Genomic DNA, 22,904 nt, shown 5'->3' with positions numbered 1-22,904 from the left:
CGCCTCATGCACGCCGGCGGCGGCCTCCGGTGCGTCCGGCGCGGCCGCGCGATTCCTGGCCTGCTTTCGGCGGCTGCTTGTTGAACTCGATCCAGGCGGCGCCGCCATCGTCGTTGTTCATCAGGAAATTCGCCGCCCGGATCGCTTCCATTTCCTTGCCCGCGCGCGGCTTGGTCGAGCCGAGACCGAAGAGCCGGCAGAAGGTCTCGTCGTCCATACCTTCCGGCAGCACGATACCCGCTGCTTCGACCTCCGCCCGTTTCTCGGCAAGCCGTTTCGGCCCGATCGGCACCGCGACCGGATTCATGATCGCCGATGTCATGCCCGCGGTGATCGCCATGGGCAGGAAGGCATTGTTGATCCCATGGCGGTTGGGCAGGCCGAAGCTGATATTGGATGCGCCGCAGGTGGTGTTCACGCCAAGCTCGTCGCGCAGGCGGCGCACGAGCGCGAACACCTGCAAGCCGGCGGTGCCCATTGCGCCGACGGGCATGACAAGCGGATCGACCACGATGTCATGCGCCGGGATGCCGAAATCGGCGGCGCGTTCCACGATCTTCTTCGCCACAGCGAAGCGCACATCCGGGTCTTCGCTGATCCCTGTGTCGTCGTTCGAGATCGCCACCACCGGCACGTTGTATTTCTTGACCAGCGGCAGCACGAGCTCGAGCCGCTCTTCTTCTCCGGTCACCGAATTCAAAAGCGGTCGCCCTTCGGCCGCCGCCAGCCCGTTTTCCAGCGCGCCGGGCACCGAGCTGTCGATGCAAAGCGGGCAATCGGTCACGGCCTGCACGCGTTTGACCAGTTCGGGCATCAGCGTCGGTTCGACGAAATTGTTGTCCGCATAGCGCGGGTCCTCGGCCATCTTGTTCGAGAAGACCGCGCCGGAGTTGATGTCGAGCACATTGGCACCGGCCGCGACCTGCGCGAGCGCATCCGCCTCCACGCGCGAGAAATCGCCGCGCTCCAGTTCCTCGTTTAGGATCTTGCGGCCGGTCGGATTGATGCGCTCTCCGATGACGCAGAACGGCTCGTCAAAGCCGATGATGGCGGTTTTGGTTCTGGATTCGATGATCGTGCGGGTCATGCGGCTTGTCCTTTCAGGCGCTCCAGCAGGACCGGCAGCGCGGGGTCTGTGAAATCTTCGATCGTGGCTTGCGCGCCGTGGCGGCGCAGGTCGGCATCGCTCAGCGCGGAGCGGATGCCGATGGTATAGGCGCCGGAGCGGGACGCGGATCGCACTCCGGTCGGGCTGTCCTCGAAGGCGATGCAGGCGTCCGGCGCAACGCCGAGGGCCGTCATCGCCTGCAGATAGGGATCGGGATGCGGTTTGCCCCGCGCGCATTCCTCGCCGATCACGAGTGTTTGCACGGCATCGCGCGCGCCGATGGCCGACAGCATCGCTTCGGCATTGAGGCGCATGGCGTTGGTGACGACAGCAATGGGCCAGCCTGCGCGGCGCGCGCGGGTCAGGAACGCGGGCAACCCCGGCATAGCGGGGTAGGAGTGCGGCAGGCGCGCGCGGAACTGCGCCTCCTTCCATTCGCTCAGGCCTTGCGGGTCGGGCTCCTCGGGCAAAAACTCGGCGAACACATCGACATTGAGCCGACCGTGGACATGGGCCATGTAGAACCCGTCTTCCATCACCATGCCGCGCGCGGCCCATAGCTCGCGATAGACCTGCTCGTGAATGGCGTCCGAATTCAGCATCGTGCCGTCGAGATCGAAAAGAAGCGCCGGCATGTCAGCGCGCCGCAACCGGAGCAGCATCTGCCCCGCCATGCGCCGCGGTCCAATCGGCGGTCGCCCGGATACCGCCCAGTGGGAAGAGATGCACCTGTTCGATCAGGCTTTCCGGATTCGCGGCCTTATGCGCCGCAAGCTGCGTCAGCACTTCGGTCGGCTCGTAGGGCAGGAGCAGTTTGGAGACATCCATCGCCCGTTTCTGCAACACGCGCAGCGACGGGCCGACACCGCAGGCGATGGCGAACTTGATCAGCGTTTGCAGTTTCGCCGGCCCGGCCACGCCGACATGGATCGGCAGGGTGATCCCGCTGGCCCGAAGCGAATCGGCCCAATCGATGATCGCTTTCGCGTCGAAGGCGAATTGCGTCGCGAGCGCCATGCGCGCGTCGGTGCGCTCGGAGAAGGCCTGTTTCCAGCGCAGCGCGTCCTCGACATTGCGTGTTCCGCCTTCCGGGTCGATATCCCGGTTGCCTTCGGGATGACCTGCGACATGCAGGCGCGTGAAGCCCGCCTTGTCGAAAAGCCCCGTCTCCAGAAGCTGCATGGAACTGTGATAGGCGCCGCGCGGCTCGGCCACGCCGCCCGCCAGCACGAGCGCCTGATCGACGCCCGCCTCGCCCTGATAGCGCGCGATCCAATCGGCAAGCGTGGCGCGGCTGTCGATGATGCGCGCGGGGAAATGGGGCATGACGGGGTATCCGTCTTCGGCCAGACGGCGCGCGGTGGCGACCATGTCCTCGATCGGCGTGCCGTCGATATGGGCGATATACACACGGGTGCCGGGGGCCAGCAGGGCGCGGAAATCGGCGATCTTTTCCGCCGTGCGGGGCATCACCTCGATGGAATGGCCGCGAAGCATCGCCTCAAGCCCTGTGGCGGCGGGCTCTGTCTCGCGTTTGCGGAAATTCAGCAATGCCATGATGGTCTCCCTCAGCCTCATGGGGCGGTCACGCCCAGCCTTCGTTCTCGATCAGCGCGATCAGCCGCGCCTTGTCGTATTCCGCCTCGATCCGGGCCACTTCGGCGGCGCAGATCTCCTGCGCGTCGCCGTCGACCGCATAGGGCGGCGCCTTGCGCCATTCGGCGAGGTAGCTGTCGGTATCCGATGCGCCGATCTTCATCGCGGCGCGGTCGATGGCCTGCTCGAACCGTTCGGCCAGCTGCGCCTTCGCGCCCCGGCGGCCCTTGCCGACGATGACCTGCGCCGGAATATCGCGCCAATAGACGATTGTGACATCCGCCATGACTTCGCGTTCCCTCATATCCCTTGTGCCTTCCTATGCGAGCGCGGCGCGGCTGCAGGGTCGAATTTCGACATCTGCGCCCGTTTCCGCGACCCGAGGTTCACATTACGTCAGGCCCGATCCGAAGGCGATGGCGCGGCGGCCCCAAAATTCTAAGGCTTTGCATGAGGGCGTTTCATAATCGCGCATTCTTGGCGATGAATCTTGCGCCGAGGCGCAAGCGCCACTAAGTTGAAGGCAACTTAGATATTCGGAAGGCGCGTAGTCATGGCGCCAAAGCGTCCCAAAGGTGCGGGCGCATTCCCGAAACCGGTAGAGAGCCCCGCGCCGTCCCGGCCCGATCCGAGCGAGCTTTATGCCGCGCTGGATCTGGGCACAAATTCCTGTCGCATGCTGGTGGCCCAGCCAAAGGGCAGCCAGTTCCATGTGGTCGACAGCTTTTCCAAATCGGTGCAGCTTGGCGCCGGACTTGAAAAATACGGCCGGTTGAGCCGGACTTCGATGAACCGGACGATTTCGGCGCTGCGCGTGTGCCAGCAAAAGCTGCGCCGGCACGAGGTGCGGCGGATGCGGCTGGTGGCGACCGAAGCCTGCCGCCGCGCGCAGAACGCGCGCGAGTTCATCCGGCAGGTCAAGCGCGAGACCGGCCTGACGCTCGAGATCATCCAGCCCGAGGAAGAGGCGCGCCTGGCGGTGATTTCCTGCGCGCCGCTGGTGAGCACCAAGACCGAGCAATTGCTTGTCGTCGATATCGGCGGCGGCTCCACCGAGCTTGTCTGGATCGACCTGAGCGCGGTGCCGTCCATTGAACGCCCACGCGCGCTGATGCGGCTTCATGCCGGGTTTCACATGAATGACAGCCCGTTCCCGGCGGCCCGCGTCGTGGATTGGATCAGCGTTCCGCTCGGCGTGGCGACGCTGCGCGACCAGTTCTCGGATGTCGAAAGCGATTCCGCGCGCTATGCGCTGATGAGCTGGTTCTTCGAGGAGAACCTGACCGAATTTGCGCCCTACAAGGACGAGCAGACCCGCGAGGGATTCCAGATCGTCGGCACATCCGGCACCGTCACCACGGTTGCGGCCAGCCACCTCGGCCTTCGGCGCTACGATCGCAACAAGGTGGATGGGCTCCGCATGACCTCGGACCAGATCGAGAAGGTGATCACCAATTACCTCGAACTCGGCCCCGAGGGGCGGCGGCGCGATCCGCGGATCGGGCTCGACCGGCAGGCGCTCATCATGTCCGGCGCGGCGATCCTGCAGGCGCTTTTGCGCTGCTGGCCGACCGACCGGCTGTCGGTGGCCGACAGGGGGCTGCGCGAGGGGCTTCTCTATGCGCAGATGTCGGCGGACGGGGTGCTGGAGGACGGGTTCTAGCCGAGCAGGCTGATGGCCCGGCGCAGCGCCAGTTCATAGCCCTGCACGCCGAACCCCGCCAGCATGCCATCGGCGCGGGCGGAGACATAGGAGTGATGCCGGAAGGGCTCGCGCTTGTGGACATTCGAGATATGCACCTCGAAGACCAGCCCGTCATAGGCGTTCAGCGCGTCCAAAATGGCGATTGATGTATGCGTGAAGGCACCGGGATTGATGATGATCGCCGCCGCCTCGTTCCGCGCGCGGTGGATCATGTCGATGATCGCGCCCTCGTGGTTGGACTGCATCGCCTCCAGCGCAAGGCCCGCGTCCTGCGCCAGCGCGGTGCAGCGCGCGGTCACATCCTCCAGCGTTTCGATGCCGTAGATCTCGGGCTCGCGCTTGCCGAGCAGGTTGAGATTGGGGCCGTTGATGAGAAAGACAGTCCGGGACATCGCGCCGCTCCGCTGGTGATGGCGCAGCAGTGCCAGCCGGCGGCCGCGCGCGCAAGACGCGCCGCGCGCGCAGGCCCGCCGGTGTGACCGATGGGTCAGCTATCGGCGCGGTCCATCAACAGGCGGATATGCCGGGCGAAGACATATGTCACCGGGACGCCCAGCACCGCGCCGCCCCAGAGCGCCCAGTGCAGCGGCAGGACCGGAACGCCGACCCAGCTGACGATCAGATTGAAGAAGAACAGGTTGACCGCGACCGCGCCCCATCCGAACGGATAGAGCACCAGCGCGATCTTCCCGACGCCCCAGCCTTCGCGTGTCATCGCCGGCGCACCAGCATCTGAACCGCGACGAGCGCGGCCACCAGTGCCAGCGAGGCGAGGAAGAACAGCCATTCGGCGGTTGCCGATTGTGCCTGGGGGATCGGGCGGTCGAATTCCTCGGCCAGGGCGAGGGACGGGAAGGCGACCAGAAGGGCGCAGAGAAGTCGAAGCATGTCAGCTCTCCTGAGTGAGTGTGCGATAGATATCCGGCAGCACGCGGGTCAGCCGGGACGGGCTTGGCAGAAGGTGGAACCCGCCGCGCCCGAAGATACGTGCGAACCAGTCCTGCCCGTCCTCGTCGATGACGATGCCGTGCACCGTTTGCCCCATGCGCCGCGCTTCGGCGACGGCCATATGGCTGTCCTCGATGCCGTGCTGGCCTTCGTAATGGTCCAGATCGTTCGGTTTGCCGTCGGTCAGAACGATGAGCAGCTTGCGGGCCGAGGATTCTTCGGCCAGCTGCGCGCTGACATGGCGGATTGCGGGGCCGAGTCGCGTGTAATGGCCGGGTTTGAGCGCGCAGATATTGTCGATCACGTCACCGTTCATCGGATCGGCGAAGCCCTTGCACCGCGAGACGAACACGCGATCCCGCTTGAGCGAGGAAAAGCCCCAGATGCCCAGCCTGTCGCCCGCCGCATCGATCCCGCAGGCCAGCGCCGCGAGCGCGTCGCGCGCCACGTCGATGACGCAGGTATCGCCCACGGCGGATTCGGTGGAGCGGGAGGTATCGACCAGGAAAGCGACGGTCAGATCCCGCTGGGTCTGGCGCGAGGCCATGAATACGCGATCGTCGCAGCGCCCGGTGGCCTTGAGGTCGACCCGCGCGGAAATCAGCGCGTCGAGATCGAGCTCCGATCCGTCGATCTGCCGCGTCTGCATGATGCGGCGCGGGCGGAGCGTTTCGAACTGGCGGCGCACCTCGGCCATGCGCTTGGCGTTCGGCACGAACCCATTGTTCGGATCCGGCTCGATCGGCGCTTCGAGAACGCGGCAATGATCGGGCATGTAGTCGCGCGAGCGGTGGTTCCATTCGGGATAGGTATGCGTCGCCGAAAGCCGTTCGTGATCGGCATCGGCCGGAGACAGATCGAGATGCAGCCGCAACCGCGTCGCCGCGCGGCGCGAATTCTTCGACAGGGTGATGTTGTCGTGATCCTCTGCCGCCTTCTGCGCGTTCTCGTCGTCGTCATCGTGGATGGAGCGATGCAGGTTCATCGATTCGACCCAGGACAGGATCGATTCGAAACGGTGCATGATGAAACTGTCCTTGCGCCCCGCCTGGTCGCGGTCCTTGCGGAACCCCAGCTTGCGCTTTGTGGTCGCGGCCGCTGCGGGTATCGGGGCGGTTTCGTCCTGCGCTTCGGCGGGTGCATCCCCCGGCGCGGCGCGGCTGAAGTCGAGCCAGATCGGCACGGGAGCGAACGGCATGAACCGGCGGGACGCTTCGGTATCCGCAGCGAGCGTCGGTGCGGTGCCGCCAAGCGCGCGGCGCAGCGCTTCCTCGATCCGTGCCTCGGCCTTGGGCAATCGGACGCGCGGGCGGGCCGAAAGGATATGCACCGCCATCGCCGCGTAATCCTCGCGCAGTCCGGGGCACGCGGCAAAGACGCGCTGGCCGGTTTCGGTATTGGCGCGGATCATTTCCGCATCGCGCGCGGGGCCGGTGTCGTGGTCGGTCTCGAACACCTCGGGCGGGCATAACGCGGCAAGGCCGCTCAGCCAGAAATAGGCGCTGCGGTTGAGACGGGGATCGGGGAAGGCCTCGATCACCGGGGGCAAGCGCAGCCGTTCGCCGTCGAACATCGGCAGGTAGACCTTGTCGCGTTCGATGGCCATCTTGCGCGCCTGCGACCGGCGGTGCCTGGCGACGATCTCGGGGCTTTCGGTGAATTCCACCCCCGGAGCGCCGCCAAGCGCGCGGAACATCATGGTCAGGCTGGGCCGCAGCGCGGACAGCGTGACCGCCGCATCGGGAAAGGACGCCTCGGCGCCGATCCCCTTGGCGTAGTCGTGCCAGAGGTTGCCGACGGTTTCTTCCGGCTCCATCAGGTCAAGAGGATGCAGCGCCATGATGTCCTACCCGTATACAGTTGTGATCAGATCGCGCAGGGCGGTCTGAATGTCCTTGTCATCGCTCAGCGGTTCGATCACCGCTGCCTCGAGCGCCTTCTCGACGCCCATGCCGCCCGCCATCAACGTGGCCGCATAGATCAGCAAGCGGGTCGAAACGCCTTCTTCGAGATCCATGCCCGACAGGTTGCGGATATGTCCGCCAAGCCTGACCAAGGGTGCCACGCGCCCTTTTTCAAGGCCGCTTTCCTGCGACACAACCTCGATCTCGGTTTCCGGGTCGGGGAAATCGAAGGTAATGGACAGGAACCGTTGCCGGGTCGAGGGTTTCATCCGCTTGAGCACGTTCTGATAGCCGGGGTTGTAGCTGGCGATCAGCATGAAGCCCGGCGGGGCGACAAGTTCCTCGCCGGTGCGGTCGATCATCAGCGTGCGGCGGTTGTCGGTCAGCGGGTGCAAAACGACGGTGACGTCCTTGCGCGCCTCGACCACCTCGTCTAGATAGCAGATGCCGCCCTCGCGCACGGCGCGGGTCAGCGGGCCATCGACCCATTCGGTCTCGCCGCCGCGCAGCAGGTAACGGCCGATCAGGTCGGCCGCCGACAAATCGTCATGACAGGCCACGGTATAGAGCTTGCGCCCCGCCCGTGCGGCCATGTGTTCGACAAAGCGCGTCTTACCGCAGCCGGTCGGCCCCTTCAGAAGAAGGGGCAAACCGTTTTTATGAGCCGCATCGAAGAGCGCGCATTCATTGCCGGTGGCGGCATAGAAGGGCGCTGCATGCGGTTGGGTGTGGGCGTTCATCGTCATTCTCCCGGGATCGGGTCGGTTTCCGCCGGCGCCGGGTTGGCCGTGCCGGGCTCGACCACCTCTTTCTTGCGCACGACGAAGATCGAGTAGATGAACAGCAGCGCACCGACGACCACCGCAAGGCCGGAGCCGAAGCGCATGACATAGAAGAGCACAAGCTCGTCCTGAACGCTCATGTAGTATTCGCCCAGAACCCGCTGCATGTGCGTCTGGATGACGCCTGCGAAGGTCAGGGTGAAGGTCATGAACGACATCCCGCCCGTCATCAGCCAGAAGGACGCCATGTTCAGCACCTGGTTATAGGGCTGGCGGTTCCGCAGGATCGGCATGGCATAGGTGATGATCGCAAGGTTCATCGCCACATAGGCGCCGAAGAAGGCAAGGTGCCCGTGCGCGGCGGTGATCTGCGTGCCGTGGCTATAGAAGTTGACCCCGTGCAGCGTGTGCAGGAAGCCCCAGACACCGGCGCCGAAGAACGCGATGGTGGACGCGCCCAGCGACCACAGCAGCGCGGCCTTGTTGGGGTGGTTGCGGCGGCCCTTCCAGACCATGACGAAGGCAAAGGCCATCATCAGGAAGAACGGAACCACTTCGAGCGTCGAGAAAATCGAGCCGATCCACTGCCAGTAGCCCGGCAGGCCGATCCAGTAGAAATGGTGCCCGGTGCCCAGGATGCCCGAGAAAAGCGCGGTGGCGACGATGACATAGAGCCATTTCTCGATCACCTCGCGGTCGACGCCCGTCAGCTTGAGCAGCAGAAAGGCCAGAACCGCGGCCATCACCAGCTCCCAAGTGGCTTCGACCCAGAGATGGACGATATACCACCAGTACATCTTGTCGAGCGACAGGTTGCCCGGATTGATGAAGGCGAAGATCCACAGCAGCGAGAGCAGCCAGAGACCCATGAGCAGAACGCCGGTGATGGCGGTCTTGCGGCCCGAGAGCACCGTCATGGAGATGTTGACGAGGAACATTACCGCGGCAACGAGGATGCCGAACTTGACCCAAAGGGGCTGTTCGAGGAACTCGCGCCCGCCATGCACCTTGAAGCCATAGCTGATGACCGCGCCGAGCGTGCCGACAAGCAGGATCGCAAGCTGGACATAGGCCAGCGTCGGAGACCAGATCTCGCGCTCCGATTCCTCGGGAATGAGGAAATAGGCTGCGCCGAAGAAGCCCAGCAGCAACCAGACGATAAGCGCGTTGGTGTGCACCATGCGGATGATATGGAAAGGGAAGATCTCGGACAGGAAGTTCGGCTGAACGTAAACCCAGCCCGCCGTGAGCCCGCCGAGCACCTGCACGCCAAAGAGCAGCATCGCGACGGAGAAGTACCAATAGGCAATCTGTTGTGTCTTGTATTTCATGTGTCTGCCTCCTTAGCCGGCATCATTGGGCGGCCAGCCCTGGGTATCGGTCTGATCGGCCCACCGCAGGAATTCGGCCAGTCCGCGCTTGTCCTCTTCGGACAGCTCGAAATAGGGCATCTGGCGGCGCCCCTCGATGCCGCTGGGCTGTGCCTCGATCCAGGCGTCCATCATCTCGAAGGCGGCCTCGGGATCGTCCTGCACGCCCCAGCGGGTCATCACGTTGCCGAGCTCGGGGGCGAAATAGGCGCCCTCGCCATGCAGCGTGTGGCAGTTGATGCAGCTGTTGCGTTCCCAAACGTGCTTGCCGTGAATGACCTCGTCGGTCAGTGGCGCGCCCGCGGTGGATACTTTGACCACATATCTGTGGCTATGTGCGGTCAGCGCGACAAATACGACGACGAAAAAGATCGACCCGCCGTAAAAGATGTTTCGCGCCCGCGACTTGGTCAGGAATTCGGCCATTCACGGGCCCCCCTTGTCTGGTTGCTATCGCCGGCAAACTATTCGTGATCGGCTGCGCACACTTTGATCGAACGCAATGTTCGCGCTGAATAGGTGTGAAAAACTCCAATTCGTCACGAAAGGGGGGCACCTGTTTGGACGACACATTTCAGTATTTTCGCACCACGGACGATTCGCTATCGGATATCATGAAGCGCTACCCGGACACGGTGCGCGTTTTCCTGCGCCGCCGGATGCTCTGCGTCGGTTGCCAGGTGGGCCCGTTCCACACGATTTCGGACGCGTGCGAGGAATACCGCCTGAACGAAGACAGGTTTCGCCGCGAACTGGCGCAGGCTGTCAGCGAAGCGCCGCGTTCTCGGCCAGGATGACAAGCTCGTGCGGGCGGCTGACCATGATCCGCTTGCGCCGGCTTTCCACGATCCCGCGCTTTTCCCAGGCGCTCAGCAGCCGCGAGACCGTGTGCAGCGTGGTGCCCGTGAGCTCTGACAGATCCTGCCGGGTGATGGGAAAATCGACCTCGATCCCGGTTTCGGTCTTGCGCCCCGTCTGCCGGATCAGGCGCAAGAGCGCATTGGCGACACGCTGTTCGACCTGTTGGGTGGCCAGCTCCATGATCCGGTCGTTCATTTCCTGGACGCGTTTGCCCATCACCAGATTGCTGGAAGCCTGGAAATTCTCGAAACGCTTGGCGAATTCCGACCAAAGGCGCATCGGCCAGGACAGCGCGATCGATTCGGAGGCGGCGACGGCCGTGGCGGGATATTGGCTGCGGCCGAAGGCCTTGGCGATGCCGAATAATTCTCCGGGCGGGATATGCAGCACAGTGACATGCTCGCCTTCAGAGGTGATGCGCATGACGCGGATATATCCGTCGAGCAGCACAAAGAACCGCTCCGCCGCGTCGCCCTCGTGAAACACGGTGTCGCCGCTCTTGATCCGGTGCGAGATGGATTGATCGAGCACTTCGCGGATCTCTGCCGGGCCCATGCCTTCGAAAGGGGCAAGATGTGACAAGAGGCTTTCATCGAGTTTGCGCACGGCGTCCGTCCCGTTCGATTTTTCGGCATGTGATAGCGGAGCGGACTGGGAAAGCCGACCCCTATTTTCATCCCCGTGCGGGTTGATATCGGTCAAGGAGGATCGATCTGCCGCTGCCTATGGTGAGGCAACACCGATGCGATTTGAGGCACCATGACACAACCCGCGACCCGCCGCCGTTTTCTGACCGTTCTGGCTTCTACCGCCGCCTGCGCGGCCCTGCCTGCCGGGGCCGCCGCGCCGCATGTCTGGAGCGGCCGCGCGATGGGCGCGGATGCACGGCTGACGATCTCCGGCGGTCTGACCGAACGCGAGGCGCGCGCCACGTTCCGCGCGGTGGAGCGTGAACTCGCGCGGCTGGAGCGCATCTTCAGCCTTTACGATAGCGGCTCGCAGATCGCCCGGCTCAACCGAACGGGCGTGCTGCGGGCACCTGCGCCCGAGCTGACCGAGTTGCTGGCCCTTTGCGACAGGCTGCACGAGGTGAGTGGCGGGCTGTTCGATCCCGCTGTGCAGCCGTTCTGGCGCGCGCGGGCGGAGGCCGCCGCGCAAGGCCGCGCGCTTTCCGAGCCGGATCGCCGCGCCTCGATCGGACGCGTCGGCTGGCAGGCGCTGCAGCGCGATCCGGCGGAGCTTCGCTTCATCGGGGCCGGGCGCGCGCTGACGCTGAACGGCATCGCGCAGGGATATATCACTGACCGGATCGCCGATTTGCTGCGCGCGCGTGGCTTTGGCACCGTCCTGGTCGATATGGGCGAAATCGCCGCTGGCGGGCGTTGGCCCGTCGGCATCGCTGCACCGGGCGGCAAGCTGGTGGAGCGGATCACGCTTTCGGATCGCGCGCTTGCGACCTCTGCGCCGCGCGGAAGCATGATCGGCGGGCAGGGCCATATCGTCGATCCACGCGGCAAGACGGAACCGCTGCACGAACTGGTTTCCGTCTCCGCGCCCTCGGCGGCAGTGGCGGACGGGCTGTCGACCGCGTTCTGCCTGATGCCGAAACCGTCGATCGCCGCCAGCCTGGCCCGGTTTCCCGAAGCCCGGCTGGAGGCACTGGTTTAACCGCTACGGCGCTAGTGGCTGGTGCCTTCTGAAAATGTGATCTTGTTGAAGACGTTGTATTTCCCCGAGGGCTTGCGCATCGGCAGGCGGCGAACCTCTTCCAGCGTTTCGGCGTCATAGACAATCACCGCGCCATCGTCTTCCCAGACCGACACGAGCGCGTATTCCCCGTCGCGCGTGAACTCGACATGCGCCACGGTCGCGCCCGGTTCGGGGCGCATCGTCTTGACGATCTCGAGGCTTTCCTTGTCGATCACATGCATCACGTCCTTGTTCGGCCCGAAGAAGACATCGGCCCAGAAATAAGGCGTTTTTTCATGGCTGCGCAGGAAGAAGCCCGGCCCCTCGGTATCGATGGTCTTGAGAACGCTCCAATCGTCCGTGTCGATCACCGACAGCTTGCCTTCCTTCAGATGCGGCGTCGCCATGACGCGGCGGCCATCGAGTTCCCAGCTGATGCCCGAGCCAAGATGCGGCATGCCGGGCAGTGGAAGCTCGGCGACCTCGCGCCCGACATTGAGGTTCACGACCACGCCCCGCGCGCCGTCGCGCGACGCGCCGATCAGGTGGCGGTAATCGTCGGTGAAGAAAAAATCGTCCAGCGGTTCGGCAATGACGATCCGGCGGCGCGCAAAAAGCCCTTCGGATGAGGGGATCGCCTCTACCCGGCCTTTCTCGCGGCTGTGGATGAAGCCCTCGTAGACCGGCTCCGCGTTCGGATCGGTGGCGACTTCCCAGATCTCGGGCGCATCCTTGAGCGCGAGGATGAAGCTGTTGCGTTGCGGTGCCTGGTAGACGGCGGACACGCGGCTCGGCTCGCCCGACTTGGCGATCACCGGCATCACCTTCTCGACGCTCAGATCCTCGGCCGATAGCAGCGTCAGCGTCATCGGCAGGTAATTGGCAACGGCCAGATGCTTGCCATCCGCGCTGATCGCGATGTTGCGGCTGTTGAGCCCGGCGCGGACGCGGCCGACCTCCTGCAGGGACCAGATGTCGTATTTCTGCACGAAGCCGTCACGCGACATGATGAAGACATAGCGCCCATCGGGGCTGAATTTCGGCCCGCCATGCACGGCGAAGGGGGTCTCGAACCGGTCGAGCACCTCGAACGTATCGCCATCCAGAACGCTGACATGGTGATCGCCGGTTTCCACCACCAGCGTGATGTTCATCGGGTCGGCGTCGAAGACCGGCGCGTCTGCCGGGGTGTAATCGGGGTTCATCTCGCGCGTGGCGGCGATTTGGTCCGGCTCCCAGACCGGCGTTTCGGCCAGCGGGGTTTTCAAGTAGTCGCCGATGGCGGCAATCTGCACCTCGTCCAGATCCTCGGCAAAGCCGGGCATCTGCGTGGCCGCGCGCCCTTCGGCGATCACGCTGTGCAGGTTCGGCCCACGCATCCGGCCTAGCGTTTCGGGAATGAGCGCGGGGCCGATCCCGCCAAGGCGGTCGTCGCCGTGACATTCGGCGCAATAATCGATGTAGTTCTGCGCCGGATCGGCCTGCGCCGCGATAGCGCCGAGCGCCAGAAGACTAGGTAAAACGATGCGCCGGATCATGGCGTTTTCCTCGGAATGGAGTGACGGTCAGGCGGTCGGCATCGGCATCCGTGATGCCGATCTCCTCGTTGCTGAGATAGCAGGCCGGATCTTCGGCCCAGGGATCGCCCGTCAGTTGTAGCGCCCGGATACGGGTGTTGCCGCCGCAGATGGATTGATGCGCGCAGGCCCCGCAACGGCCCTTCAAGGGGCGCGGACGGGTGCGCAGCTGCGCCAGCATCGGATCGTCGCCGCTCCAGAGCGCGGAGAAGGGCGTGTCCTTGACGCTGCCGATGGTGTAATCGGACCAGTAGGTGTCGGGATGCACCTTGCCCTGCGGGTCGATATTGGCGACGCCCAGCCCCGAGGAATTGCCGCCCCAGGCTTCGAGGTGATCCACCAGGTTCTCGACCGTGTCCTCGTCGAAATGCTGCCGCGCCCAGTTGGTGAAATAGACCGCATCGGCGTCGTTGTTGCCGGTGACGATATCGAGCTTGTAGCCCGCCCCCGACGCGCCCGCCCAGGCATGGTCGATCAGCAGATCGAGCGCCTTGCGCGTATGGGCGTGCATCGCATCCTCGCCCCGGTTCTTGTCCCCGCGCCCGGCATAGACGAGGTGCGAGAGGTAGAACTTGTCCACGCCCTCATCTTCGCAAAGCTGCAAGAGGCCCGGCAGGTGTTCGGCATTGTCCTTGGTCAGCGTGAAGCGCAATCCGACCTTGATGCCGCGCGATTTGCATTCGCGCACCCCGCGCACGGCATCGTCGAACGCACCTTCGACGCCGCGGAACCAGTCATTCGTCGCGCCGATCCCGTCGATGGAGATGCCGACATAGTCAAAGCCGATCTCGGCGATCTTGTCGGCGTTTTCGCCATGGATCTTGGTGCCGTTGGTCGAGAGCGCCAGCATCCGCGTATGGGGGCGCGCGGCGCGCGCGATATCGAAGAAATCGAACCGGTCCAGCGGCTCCCCGCCCGACAGGATCAGCGCGAAGACGCCGTAATTCTTCATGTCCTCGACATTGGCCATGGCCTGTTCATGCGTCAGCTCGCCGGGGAAATGCACATCGGCAGACACCGTGTAGCAATGGCGGCACTTGAGGTTGCAGCGCCGGGTCAGGTTCCAGATCACCACCGGCTTGACCGGCCCTGCGCCGCGGCGCTTGCGCACCGGCGTGGGGTGAACCAATTGCTCCATATATTCTGACATGCGAAACATGGGCTATCCTTTCTGTTGCCGAAGCCGCAGCCCGGATTTCTTGAGAATACGGGTCGAGTACAGAATATCGCCGCCGCGGCACGCATCGCCCAGAAGGGCGGCGATCTCGGAGCGCAGCGTTTCGACCTCGTCGCGCGACGATCCGTGGATCATCGCAAACAGGTTGTAGGGCCAGTCGGGCAGGGCGCGGGGGCGCTCGTAGCAATGGCTGACGAAGTCCAGATTGCCGACCTGCTGGCCCAGTTCTGCAATCCGCGCATCCTCGACATCCCAGACGGACATGCCGTTGGCGGTCATGCCCAGCTTGTAATGGTTCGGCGCAACCGCGATGCGGCGGATGATGCCGCTCTCCTGCATCGCCTGCATGCGCGCGCGCAGCTCTGCCTCGTCCAGCCCCAGATCGGTGGCGATCTGCGCATAGGGCTGCGGCACGAGCGGAAGGCCCGATTGCGTGGCGGTGATGATGCTGCGATCGATCGTGTCGAGTTTCATGCGGCCACCCGGAAGCGAATGAAGAATTCCTGAAGTTTGGGAAATTGCAGCACCGCGATGCCGGTCTCCTGCTCGATCCGTTCGGCCGTCTGCGCGATCTCGGCCTCGGATTCAGTGGCCAGAACGAACCACATATTGAGCCGGTGGGTGCGCGCATAGTTATGGGCGACCTCGGGATGCGCGTTGACCTTTTCGGCCACGGCGTCGAACTCCTCCTCCGGCACCGCCATGGCGCACAGGCAGAACGCCCCGCCCATCGCGGCGGCGTCGAAGAAGGGGCCGAAACGGGTGATGACGCGCGCCTCTTTCATTGCCTCCAGCCGCGCGATCAGATCGTCCTCGGGGATGCCGAATTCCTCGGCCACTTGCGCAAAGGGCCGTTCGGTGATCGGAAAGCCGTCTTGCAGCCGGTTGAGGATCCGGCGGTCTGTCTCGTCGAGCGTCATGCGGTTTCCCTCTGCTTGCCTGCGTCGATCATCGCGCCGGTTTGCTTGAAGCAGCGGGTCGAGAAGAGCGGTTTGTAGTCCACACCGGCGAACTCCGGCAGGGCGCGCACGCGGTCCAGAACGGCGAAAGCGTCCTTGCGGCTGCGCGCGTGGATCATCGAATAAAGCCGGTAGGGCCAGATGCCCGGCACGGTGACACGTTCGTAGCATAACGTAATGCCCGGCTGGCGCGCCAGCAAGGGGCCGGCCTCGGTGATCGCCTCATGCGGCATGTCCCAGACGACCATGGCATTGGCCCGCCAGCCAAGTGCGCGGTGGCGGACGATGACGCCAAGGCGCGAGATGATGTTGGCCCGCACCAGCGCGGCGATGCGGTGCAGCACGTCCGGTTCGGTCCGCCCCAGTTCATCCGCTATTTGCACATAGGGTCGGGGCACCAGCGGCAGCCCCTTGGTCAGCGCTTGCAGGATCGGCCTATCGCGATCCTTAAACGCGCTCATATCCACCACGCGCGAACTGCTGAGCGGAGCCGCCGCGCCGCGCATGGAAAAGCCCAGATCGACGTTGAACGGCCGCACCAGATACAAATCGAGAACCCGCAGCCCGGTCTGCGCCTCGATCCGCGCGATCGTTGCCTTCACATGCGCGCGATCCGGGCCAGTGACGACGAACCAGAGGTTCCATTCATCCTCGCGCAGATAGGAGTGGTTGACGCCCTCCTGCGCACCGATGATCGCGGCGACCTCCTCGATCCGGCCTTCCGGCGCGGCGATGGCGGCAAGCGTGCTGGCCGAGACCGTGTTCGGCGCGCAGGTCGCGCCCACGCGCGTGATGCGCCCGTCCTGCATCTGAGCCGACAGGCGCGCCAGCACCTCGCTCGATTCGATGCCGAGCGCCGCCGCGATCCGGTCGAACGGGCGCGGCTCCACGGGGAAATCGCGCTGCCAGTCGTCCAGAAGCGCCGAGGTGATGGGATCCGTCACGCCGTCCATGTCACAGCCCCAGCTTGTGCGCGCGGGCGGTAAAGAAGATGCCAGACGGGCTGCGCGCGTCGATCTCGCGCAGCTTTTCGAAGGTCTGGGTGTCATAGACCATGATCTTGTCCGCATCGCGCACCGACATCCACACTTCGCGCCCGCGCGGGGTGAATTCCATGTGCAGGACGCCGGGGCCGGGTTTGAATTCGTGAATGATCTCTTTCGTAACGGTATCGATAACCTGAATCGTGTCATTGAGCGGATGCGCGAAGTTGACCCAGACCTGCCGCCCGTCGGGGCGGGCCATGGCAAAGATGGGCTGGCCGTGGGTCTCGGTCTTGCCGGTCTGCTCGAACGTCTTCGCATCGACCCACAGCACCTCGTGCTGGCCGACAGCAGGCAAGACGAACTCGCCGCCCGCGAGCGCCCAGCCTTCCAGATGCGGCATCTTGTAGACCGGCAGCCCTTCGCGGCCCGCAGAGTAGCCATCGAGAATCGCCTGCGCTTCGGGATTGTCCTGCCACAGATCGAAGGCGGTCAGGTGATCCTCGCCGAAAAGCCCGGCGATATAGGTGCGACCGTCGCCCGTGACCAGCGCGTCATAAGGGTTGGTGCCGGTGCCTTCGATCTTCGTGATTTCGGGCTCGGCTTCGGACAGATCGACGATCCATGTCTCGCCCTTGTCCCACAGGCTGAACACGAAGCGGGTTCCGGGGATATCGACCAGACCGACGGTCTTGGATTCGGCCGGAATGTCGTGCAGCAGATCGAGCGTGTCTGCGTCGAAGATCTTCACGCCGCCCGGCTCGTAATTCGACACAGCGACAAAGCGCCCGTCATCCGAGATCGCGCCGCCGATGGAATTGCCCCCTTGAATGACCCGGTTCACCACCTTCTGTTCGAGGATATCCACCTTGGTCAGCCCGCCATCGCGGCCGAACACATAAGCAAAGCGCTGGTCGGGCGAATAGACGAGCGACGCATGGGAAAGATCGCCCAGCCCCTCGATCCGGCCGATGCTGGCGCGGTCGGACTGATCGACCACCAGAAGCGCGCCGTCCGCGCGTTCCACCACGAGGCCAAGATCGCCCGTGGCCTGCGAGAACGCGCCGGTTCCCATCAGCGCAAGCGCCAGCGCGGCGGCGGTTGTGCGGATTGTCATCATTCTTCTCCGGTCATTAGATAGTCGACGATCCAGTCGATTTCGGGATCGGTCAGGAGCGGGCGCCAGGGGGGCATCGCGGTTCCGGGGATCCCGCCGAGAATGACCTCCCGCAGAACCTCGGGGTCGTAATGCTCAAGCGCCTTGGCACGGATATCGGGGCCGAGCCCGCCTTTCAAGCTCAGCCCGTGGCAGGAGCCGCAATCCTGGTGCACGAAATGCTTGAGCGCCTCCGCATCGCGGGGCGTCTCGGCCGCGCCGGCCCCGGTGGCAAGCGCGGCAACGAGGGATAGGACGAGCGGTCTATTCACCGGCGATGGCCATGGTTTGCAGAATTTCATCGGGAATCGCCTGCGATTGATAAAGCGAGACGACACGGCCGATCACGAACAGCACCGGCGTTTCGAGCTCCGCGCTTTGCGCATCGACGCCGATCTGCCCCAGGCTGGAGACAAGCCGTGTCTCACGCGGGGTGGTCACGCTGGAGACCGCCAGCACAGGCAAGCTGGAAGGCATCCCGGCGCGCATCAGGCGCAGGGCAATCTCGGAAATGCTGGATGCGCCCATATAGACGACAAGCGTGGTGTCGATATCGGCAAGGCTGTCCCAGTTGAGGTTGAGCGTCCGGTCGGCGGCCATATGGCCGGTGACATAGCGCACGCCGGTCGCCAGCCCTCGATGGGTGAGCGGCACGCCGGTGGAAGCGGCCATGCCCTGCGCTGCGGAAATGCCGGGACAATAGGCGACTTCGATGCCGCGCGCTTCGAGATATGCCGCCTCTTCGGAGCCGCGCCCGAAGATCATCGGATCGCCCCCCTTGAGCCGCGCAACGGTCTGGCCCGCGAGCGCGCGTTCGGCGAGGATTTTGTTGATACGGTCCTGCGGCACGGTGTGGTGTTTGGGCGCCTTGCCGACGGGAACCATATCGGCCCCTTCGGGAACGAGCGCGAGGATTTCTTCGGAAACGAGCCGGTCATAGACGATGACATCGGCCTCCTGCAGCATCCTGATGGCGCGCATGGTCATCAGATCGGGATCACCGGGGCCTGAACCGATGAGAAAAACTTTGCCCGTAACTGTCATAGGTCGCATCCCTGAAGCTGCCTTTGAATTCTTGTGAGGGGTGCCGGGGGCGGCGCTGTGCAGCCCCCGGCGAGAGGTTTAGTAAACGTCGGCGCGCGTGTTGTAGACGTTGAACTTGCCGGTCGGGGTGACAAGGCGTTCGTCCTTGATCACTTCCTTCAGCTCCAGCGTCTTGTCGTCCACGACGACGATGGCCGAGACCTTGTCCTTCGCGTTCCAGACGGAGAACCACACTTCGGTGCCGGCCTTGTTGAATTCAGGCTGCACGATGCGCGGCTGACCTTCGGGGATACCGGCCCATTCGCCGATCGGAAGAACGATCATTTCCGGCTCTTCGCCCGCCTTCATCTCGTCGATCTTGTAGACCGCGACCGAAGCCGAGATTTCGGGATCGGGGTTCAGCGTCGCATCGACGTAAAGGTGGTTCGATTCCGGGTGCGTCTTGACGAAGAGCGACCCGCCACCGAGAGCGTAGAAGCTTTCGACGACCTGCCAAGCGTTTTCGCCTTCCGGATCGGTCGAGATGAGCGCGACCGAATCGTCGCCCAGGTGCGAAGTCGCCCAGACCCAACCGTGATCGGGGTGTTCGAAATTCGCGCCCCGGCCCGGGTGCGGCGTGAGGCCTTCGGAGTCGGTGATCGCCTCCAGCTCGCCTTCCTTGGTGTCGATCACCACGAGCTTGTTGCGGGCGTTCGCGGCGGTGATGAAATACCGCTGCGTGTGGTCGAGACCGCCATCATGCAGGAAGCGTTCGGCGTCGATCTCGGTCACGGTCAGCGCCTTCAGGTCGGAATAGTCGACGAGAAGGATCTTGCCGGTTTCCTTGACGTTGACGATGAACTCCGGCCGGTAGTGCGAGGACAGGATCGCAGCAACGCGCGGCTCGGGGTGGTAGAGCTGCTCGTCATAGGTGGTGCCGCGTGTGGACTGGATGCGCAGCGGCTCCAGCGTGTCGCCGTCCATGATGACGTATTGCGGCGGCCAGTAGGCACCGGCAATGGCGTATTTGTCCTCATAGCCTTCGAACTTGGAAGTCTCGACAGAGCGCGCTTCCATGCCGATCTTGATCTCGGCGACGGTGGCAGGCTCTTCCATCCACAGGTCGATCATGTTGACCTTGGCATCACGGCCGATCACGAAGAGATACCGGCCCGAGGCCGAGATCCGCGAGATGTGCACGGCGTAGCCGGTATCGATGATCGAGTGGATCTTGTAGTTCGCTCCGTCGATCAGCGCGATCTGGCCAGCGTCGCGAAGCGTCACGGACATCAGGTTATCGATGTCGATATCGTTCATCTTCTCGGTCGGACGATCCTCAGGCGCGACGACGACGTTCCAGGTCTCGCGCATCTTGTCCATGCCCCATTCCGGCGGCGTGGGCGGCTCGAGCAGCAGGTAGCGTGCCATCATGTCGACTTCGGCTTCGGACAGATCACCCGAGGTGCCCCAGTTCGGCATACCGGCCGGGGAGCCGTAGACGATGAAGTCGCGCAGGTATTCGAAACCGTTCTCGCGCGTGAGGTCGGTGGTCAGGGCCTTTCCCGTCGCGCCCTTGCGGAGCACACCGTGACAACCCGCGCAACGCTCGAAATAGATCGTCGTGGCGTTCTGGAATTCCTCGTCGGTCATGACGGGATCGCCGGGTTTGCGGCCCGGAATCTCGACCTGAAGCTCGCCGAGCGTGGTCATCGATCCGACATATTGATCCTGCGGCTGGTCAGCATGTTCCTTGGGGGCGTCCTGCGCAAATGCGCCAGTAACAGCCAGGCCCAGCGCCATGGCTGCACCCGCATAAAGCGAGGCGTGGCGTCTGGTTTTCGTTGCTTTCATCAGGTTTTCTCCATTCAGCAAGTGAGCCTGACGGGAATGTGACCCATGCCGCGCGCCGGTTCCTTGACTTCTGTCAAGGCACCGTGCCGGTTGTGGGTCGAAAAGGGGCAATGATCAGAAAAATGCTTCTTTCCGCATTGTTTTACGGGCTCTTCCTTGGCGCCGGCATCTTGCCCGGCGGCGCGCCCGCGCAGGATGCGACCTCGACCACCCGCGACGAGGCAGCGGTGCTTGCGCCCACGCGGCCTCTCGCGGCGGCCCTCTTCGATCTGGACACTCTGCCCGGAGTGGTGCGCACCGACGCGCCGGTGCCCGGCTGGGCCATATCGCAGGGCGGGGAGACAGTCGGACATATCGCCTCCACCTGGGAGGTGATCCGCTCGGTCGGCTATTCCGGGCGGCCCATCGACATTTTGGTTGCCCTCTCGATGGACGGCCGGATCGCAGGCGCGGAACTGGTGCGCCACAGCGAGCCGATCCTGACGCTGGGACTGTCGGACCAGGACATCTCGCGCTTCGTCGGAGGGTTCGCGGGTATCGATCTGGCCGATCCCGAAGGGCGCGGCGCAGGGCCGGAGATGCCGGAAATCATCTCCCGTGCCACCGTCACGACAGGCGTGATCCGCGATTCGATCCTGCGCACGGCGCGGCTTCTGGCCATCGGGCGCGGTCTGGTGGGCGGCGGCGGGATCGACCAGCTGAGTTTCGAGCCGCAAAGCTGGGCGGAACTGGCCGCCATCGGAGCGGTGCAGGAACGCAGCGTGAGCCTGAGCGAGGCGCGCGCCGCGCTGACCGAGGCCGACCCGCCGATTCCCGAAGGCGACGCGCCTTTCATCACGCTCTGGGCCGGGCTGATGGACCCGCCGACCATCGGGCGGAACATCCTGGGGGAGTATGCCTATAACAAGGCCATCGCCGAACTGGGCGCGGGCCGGCATCTGCTGTTCGTCGGATCGCAAGGCGTCTATTCGCATCGCGGTATCGACTGGCGGCGCAGCGGCGTGTTCGACCGCCTGCAACTGAGTCAGAACGGCCTTGTCTTTCCGCTGACCGACGCGGGCTATACCCGCATCGACGAGGTCGCGCCGGAGGATGCTCCGCCCTTGCGCGAACGCAGTCTGTTTCAGATCGGCGGCGAGGGGTTCGACCCCGCGCAACCCTTCGAGTTGACCCTGACGGCGAGCCGCGCGGGCGGGAGCGGCGAGGAGGTGTCCTTCGACACGGTGCTCGACTACCAGTTGCCCGCGCAATTCGTGCGCAAACCGCCGCCCGAGGCCGCGCCGCTCTGGCATCAGACATGGCAGGACAGCACCTTCGCCATCGCGTCCGTCGCGGCCATGCAGATCGCGCTCACACTGATCCTGCTCTTTCAGGAACCGCTGGTGCGGCGCAAGCGGCAATGGATGTATCTGCGGATCGGTTTCTTGACGCTCACGCTTGTCTATCTGGGCTGGATCCTTGGCGGGCAGCTTTCGGTCGTTCAGGTGATCGCCTTCGTGCAATCGCTGCTGACGGGATTCCGCTGGGAAACCTTCCTGATCGAGCCGGTGATCTTCATCCTCTGGGCGGGCGTGGCGCTGGGGCTGCTTTTCTGGGGCAGGGGTGTCTTTTGCGGCTGGCTCTGCCCGTTCGGAGCGCTCCAGGAACTGACCAACATGATCGCGAAGCGCTTCGGCGTGCCGCAGATCGCGGTGCCGCATGCGCTGCATGAACGGCTCTGGATCATCAAATACACGCTCTTCATGGCAATTCTCGCGGTCTCTTTCTATTCGATGACCGATGCGCTCATCCTCGCTGAAGTGGAGCCGTTCAAGACGGCGATCTCCATGCGGATGATGCGGGCCTGGCCGTTCGTCGCCTTCGTACTTGTGCTGCTTCTTGCCGGGCTCTTTATCGAGCGCTTCTATTGCCGCTATCTCTGCCCGCTCGGGGCGGCGCTCGCGATTCCCTCGAAGCTCAAGATCTTCGACTGGTTGCGCCGGCGGCCGCAATGTGGTCGGGAGTGCAGGCTGTGCGAGACCAAATGCACAGTCGGCGCAATCGACCCGCTGGGGCGGATCAACCCGAATGAATGTGTGCTCTGCATGCGCTGCCAGGTGATCCTGAACGATCCGGAAACCTGCCCGGTGCTCAAGCGCAGGGCGCGCAAGACGGCGGCGTGAGGAGAGTGGCGTGAGCGAAAAAAGCGCGTTCGAGGATCTGCCCGGCGAATTGC

25 protein-coding genes are annotated in these 22,904 nt (G+C 64.2%); 4 read left to right on the top strand and 21 right to left on the bottom strand.

Annotated features, from left to right (window positions below; translation table 11 throughout):
- Nucleotides 1-4 precede the first annotated feature (4 nt).
- The 4 genes from M3465_RS10540 to M3465_RS10525 are packed head-to-tail and all read right to left on the bottom strand — an operon-like array spanning nucleotide 5 to nucleotide 2,990.
- Nucleotides 5-1,087, bottom strand: coding sequence for a methyltetrahydrofolate cobalamin methyltransferase (locus tag M3465_RS10540; RefSeq protein WP_249501711.1), 1,083 nt, complete (start codon nucleotides 1,085-1,087; stop codon nucleotides 5-7).
- Nucleotides 1,084-1,743: an HAD family hydrolase gene (locus tag M3465_RS10535; RefSeq protein ID WP_249501710.1), complete on the bottom strand. Its 660-nt coding sequence runs from the start codon at nucleotides 1,741-1,743 to the stop codon at nucleotides 1,084-1,086. The genes M3465_RS10540 and M3465_RS10535 overlap by 4 nt, the downstream gene beginning before the upstream one ends.
- Before the next feature lies 1 nt (nucleotide 1,744).
- Nucleotides 1,745-2,665: a methylenetetrahydrofolate reductase gene (locus M3465_RS10530; RefSeq protein ID WP_249501709.1), complete on the bottom strand. Its 921-nt coding sequence runs from the start codon at nucleotides 2,663-2,665 to the stop codon at nucleotides 1,745-1,747.
- A gap of 28 nt (nucleotides 2,666-2,693) precedes the next feature.
- Nucleotides 2,694-2,990 (bottom strand): virulence factor, encoded by a 297-nt coding sequence (locus M3465_RS10525; RefSeq protein ID WP_249501708.1) that lies wholly within the window; start codon nucleotides 2,988-2,990, stop codon nucleotides 2,694-2,696.
- A 267-nt stretch (nucleotides 2,991-3,257) separates the two neighbouring features.
- Here M3465_RS10525 and M3465_RS10520 point away from each other — a divergent pair, with 267 nt between their 5' ends.
- A complete protein-coding gene (locus M3465_RS10520; RefSeq protein ID WP_249501707.1) occupies nucleotides 3,258-4,367 on the top strand; it encodes a Ppx/GppA phosphatase family protein in 1,110 nt (369 codons plus the stop codon).
- Here M3465_RS10520 and aroQ read toward each other — a convergent pair.
- From aroQ to M3465_RS10485, 7 genes are all read right to left on the bottom strand, one after another.
- On the bottom strand, nucleotides 4,364-4,801 hold the full coding sequence (gene aroQ, locus M3465_RS10515; RefSeq protein WP_249501706.1) for a type II 3-dehydroquinate dehydratase: 438 nt from the start codon (nucleotides 4,799-4,801) through the stop codon (nucleotides 4,364-4,366). The genes M3465_RS10520 and aroQ overlap by 4 nt on opposite strands.
- 95 nt (nucleotides 4,802-4,896) lie before the next feature.
- The gene (locus M3465_RS10510; RefSeq protein ID WP_249501705.1) at nucleotides 4,897-5,124 is read right to left on the bottom strand and encodes an NnrT protein; all 228 of its coding nucleotides are present in this window, start codon (nucleotides 5,122-5,124) and stop codon (nucleotides 4,897-4,899) included.
- Nucleotides 5,121-5,297 carry a protein NnrT gene (locus M3465_RS10505; RefSeq protein WP_249501704.1) on the bottom strand — a complete coding sequence of 59 codons (177 nt, stop codon included), beginning with the start codon at nucleotides 5,295-5,297 and terminating at the stop codon, nucleotides 5,121-5,123. The genes M3465_RS10510 and M3465_RS10505 overlap by 4 nt, the downstream gene beginning before the upstream one ends.
- A gap of 1 nt (nucleotide 5,298) precedes the next feature.
- Nucleotides 5,299-7,197, bottom strand: a complete 1,899-nt coding sequence (locus M3465_RS10500; RefSeq protein WP_249501703.1) for a nitric oxide reductase activation protein NorD — start codon at nucleotides 7,195-7,197, stop codon at nucleotides 5,299-5,301.
- Between the two features lie 6 nt (nucleotides 7,198-7,203).
- Nucleotides 7,204-8,001: a CbbQ/NirQ/NorQ/GpvN family protein gene (locus M3465_RS10495; RefSeq protein WP_249501702.1), complete on the bottom strand. Its 798-nt coding sequence runs from the start codon at nucleotides 7,999-8,001 to the stop codon at nucleotides 7,204-7,206.
- Nucleotides 8,002-8,003: 2 nt separating this feature from the next.
- Nucleotides 8,004-9,374, bottom strand: a complete 1,371-nt coding sequence (locus tag M3465_RS10490; protein WP_249501701.1) for a cbb3-type cytochrome c oxidase subunit I — start codon at nucleotides 9,372-9,374, stop codon at nucleotides 8,004-8,006.
- 12 nt (nucleotides 9,375-9,386) lie between these two features.
- The gene (locus M3465_RS10485; RefSeq protein ID WP_249501700.1) at nucleotides 9,387-9,839 is read right to left on the bottom strand and encodes a c-type cytochrome; all 453 of its coding nucleotides are present in this window, start codon (nucleotides 9,837-9,839) and stop codon (nucleotides 9,387-9,389) included.
- Between the two features lie 134 nt (nucleotides 9,840-9,973).
- Here M3465_RS10485 and M3465_RS10480 point away from each other — a divergent pair, with 134 nt between their 5' ends.
- Nucleotides 9,974-10,210, top strand: a complete 237-nt coding sequence (locus M3465_RS10480; RefSeq protein ID WP_283255025.1) for a DUF1858 domain-containing protein — start codon at nucleotides 9,974-9,976, stop codon at nucleotides 10,208-10,210.
- Here the strand turns inward: M3465_RS10480 and M3465_RS10475 are convergent.
- Nucleotides 10,179-10,880, bottom strand: coding sequence for a Crp/Fnr family transcriptional regulator (locus tag M3465_RS10475; protein ID WP_249501699.1), 702 nt, complete (start codon nucleotides 10,878-10,880; stop codon nucleotides 10,179-10,181). The genes M3465_RS10480 and M3465_RS10475 overlap by 32 nt on opposite strands.
- Nucleotides 10,881-11,033: 153 nt before the next feature.
- Between M3465_RS10475 and M3465_RS10470 the strand changes: the two genes are divergently transcribed.
- Nucleotides 11,034-11,942, top strand: a complete 909-nt coding sequence (locus M3465_RS10470; RefSeq protein ID WP_249501698.1) for an FAD:protein FMN transferase — start codon at nucleotides 11,034-11,036, stop codon at nucleotides 11,940-11,942.
- An 11-nt stretch (nucleotides 11,943-11,953) separates the two neighbouring features.
- Here M3465_RS10470 and M3465_RS10465 read toward each other — a convergent pair whose 3' ends face one another.
- From M3465_RS10465 to M3465_RS10425, 9 genes are all read right to left on the bottom strand, one after another.
- Nucleotides 11,954-13,501, bottom strand: coding sequence for a cytochrome D1 domain-containing protein (locus tag M3465_RS10465; RefSeq protein WP_249501697.1), 1,548 nt, complete (start codon nucleotides 13,499-13,501; stop codon nucleotides 11,954-11,956).
- The gene (gene nirJ, locus M3465_RS10460; protein ID WP_249501696.1) at nucleotides 13,476-14,699 is read right to left on the bottom strand and encodes a heme d1 biosynthesis radical SAM protein NirJ; all 1,224 of its coding nucleotides are present in this window, start codon (nucleotides 14,697-14,699) and stop codon (nucleotides 13,476-13,478) included. Before nirJ ends, M3465_RS10465 begins: the two co-directional genes overlap by 26 nt.
- 3 nt (nucleotides 14,700-14,702) lie before the next feature.
- Complete coding sequence (gene ahbB, locus M3465_RS10455) at nucleotides 14,703-15,191, bottom strand: siroheme decarboxylase subunit beta (RefSeq protein ID WP_249501695.1); 489 nt, start codon at nucleotides 15,189-15,191, stop codon at nucleotides 14,703-14,705.
- The gene (locus M3465_RS10450) at nucleotides 15,188-15,637 is read right to left on the bottom strand and encodes an Lrp/AsnC family transcriptional regulator (protein WP_249501694.1); all 450 of its coding nucleotides are present in this window, start codon (nucleotides 15,635-15,637) and stop codon (nucleotides 15,188-15,190) included. Before M3465_RS10450 ends, ahbB (M3465_RS10455) begins: the two co-directional genes overlap by 4 nt.
- Entirely contained in the window at nucleotides 15,634-16,629 is a 996-nt protein-coding gene (gene ahbB / locus M3465_RS10445; RefSeq protein WP_249501693.1) for a siroheme decarboxylase subunit beta, read from the bottom strand. The genes M3465_RS10450 and ahbB (M3465_RS10445) overlap by 4 nt, the downstream gene beginning before the upstream one ends.
- 1 nt (nucleotide 16,630) lies before the next feature.
- On the bottom strand, nucleotides 16,631-17,779 hold the full coding sequence (locus tag M3465_RS10440) for a cytochrome D1 domain-containing protein (RefSeq protein ID WP_249501692.1): 1,149 nt from the start codon (nucleotides 17,777-17,779) through the stop codon (nucleotides 16,631-16,633).
- Nucleotides 17,776-18,087: a c-type cytochrome gene (locus tag M3465_RS10435; RefSeq protein ID WP_249501691.1), complete on the bottom strand. Its 312-nt coding sequence runs from the start codon at nucleotides 18,085-18,087 to the stop codon at nucleotides 17,776-17,778. Before M3465_RS10435 ends, M3465_RS10440 begins: the two co-directional genes overlap by 4 nt.
- Nucleotides 18,080-18,859 carry a uroporphyrinogen-III C-methyltransferase gene (gene cobA, locus M3465_RS10430; RefSeq protein WP_249501690.1) on the bottom strand — a complete coding sequence of 260 codons (780 nt, stop codon included), beginning with the start codon at nucleotides 18,857-18,859 and terminating at the stop codon, nucleotides 18,080-18,082. The genes M3465_RS10435 and cobA overlap by 8 nt, the downstream gene beginning before the upstream one ends.
- 78 nt (nucleotides 18,860-18,937) lie before the next feature.
- Nucleotides 18,938-20,689, bottom strand: coding sequence for a cytochrome D1 domain-containing protein (locus M3465_RS10425; RefSeq protein WP_502846110.1), 1,752 nt, complete (start codon nucleotides 20,687-20,689; stop codon nucleotides 18,938-18,940).
- A 122-nt stretch (nucleotides 20,690-20,811) separates the two neighbouring features.
- Between M3465_RS10425 and M3465_RS10420 the strand changes: the two genes are divergently transcribed.
- Nucleotides 20,812-22,851, top strand: a complete 2,040-nt coding sequence (locus tag M3465_RS10420) for a NosR/NirI family protein (RefSeq protein ID WP_249501689.1) — start codon at nucleotides 20,812-20,814, stop codon at nucleotides 22,849-22,851.
- Nucleotides 22,852-22,904 lie beyond the last annotated feature (53 nt).

The organism is Marivita sp. GX14005 (assembly GCF_023370775.1).
GTDB lineage: Bacteria > Pseudomonadota > Alphaproteobacteria > Rhodobacterales > Rhodobacteraceae > Marivita.
Note: the sequence above shows the minus strand (reverse complement) of the source record. Positions and strands in the feature narration are given on the sequence as shown.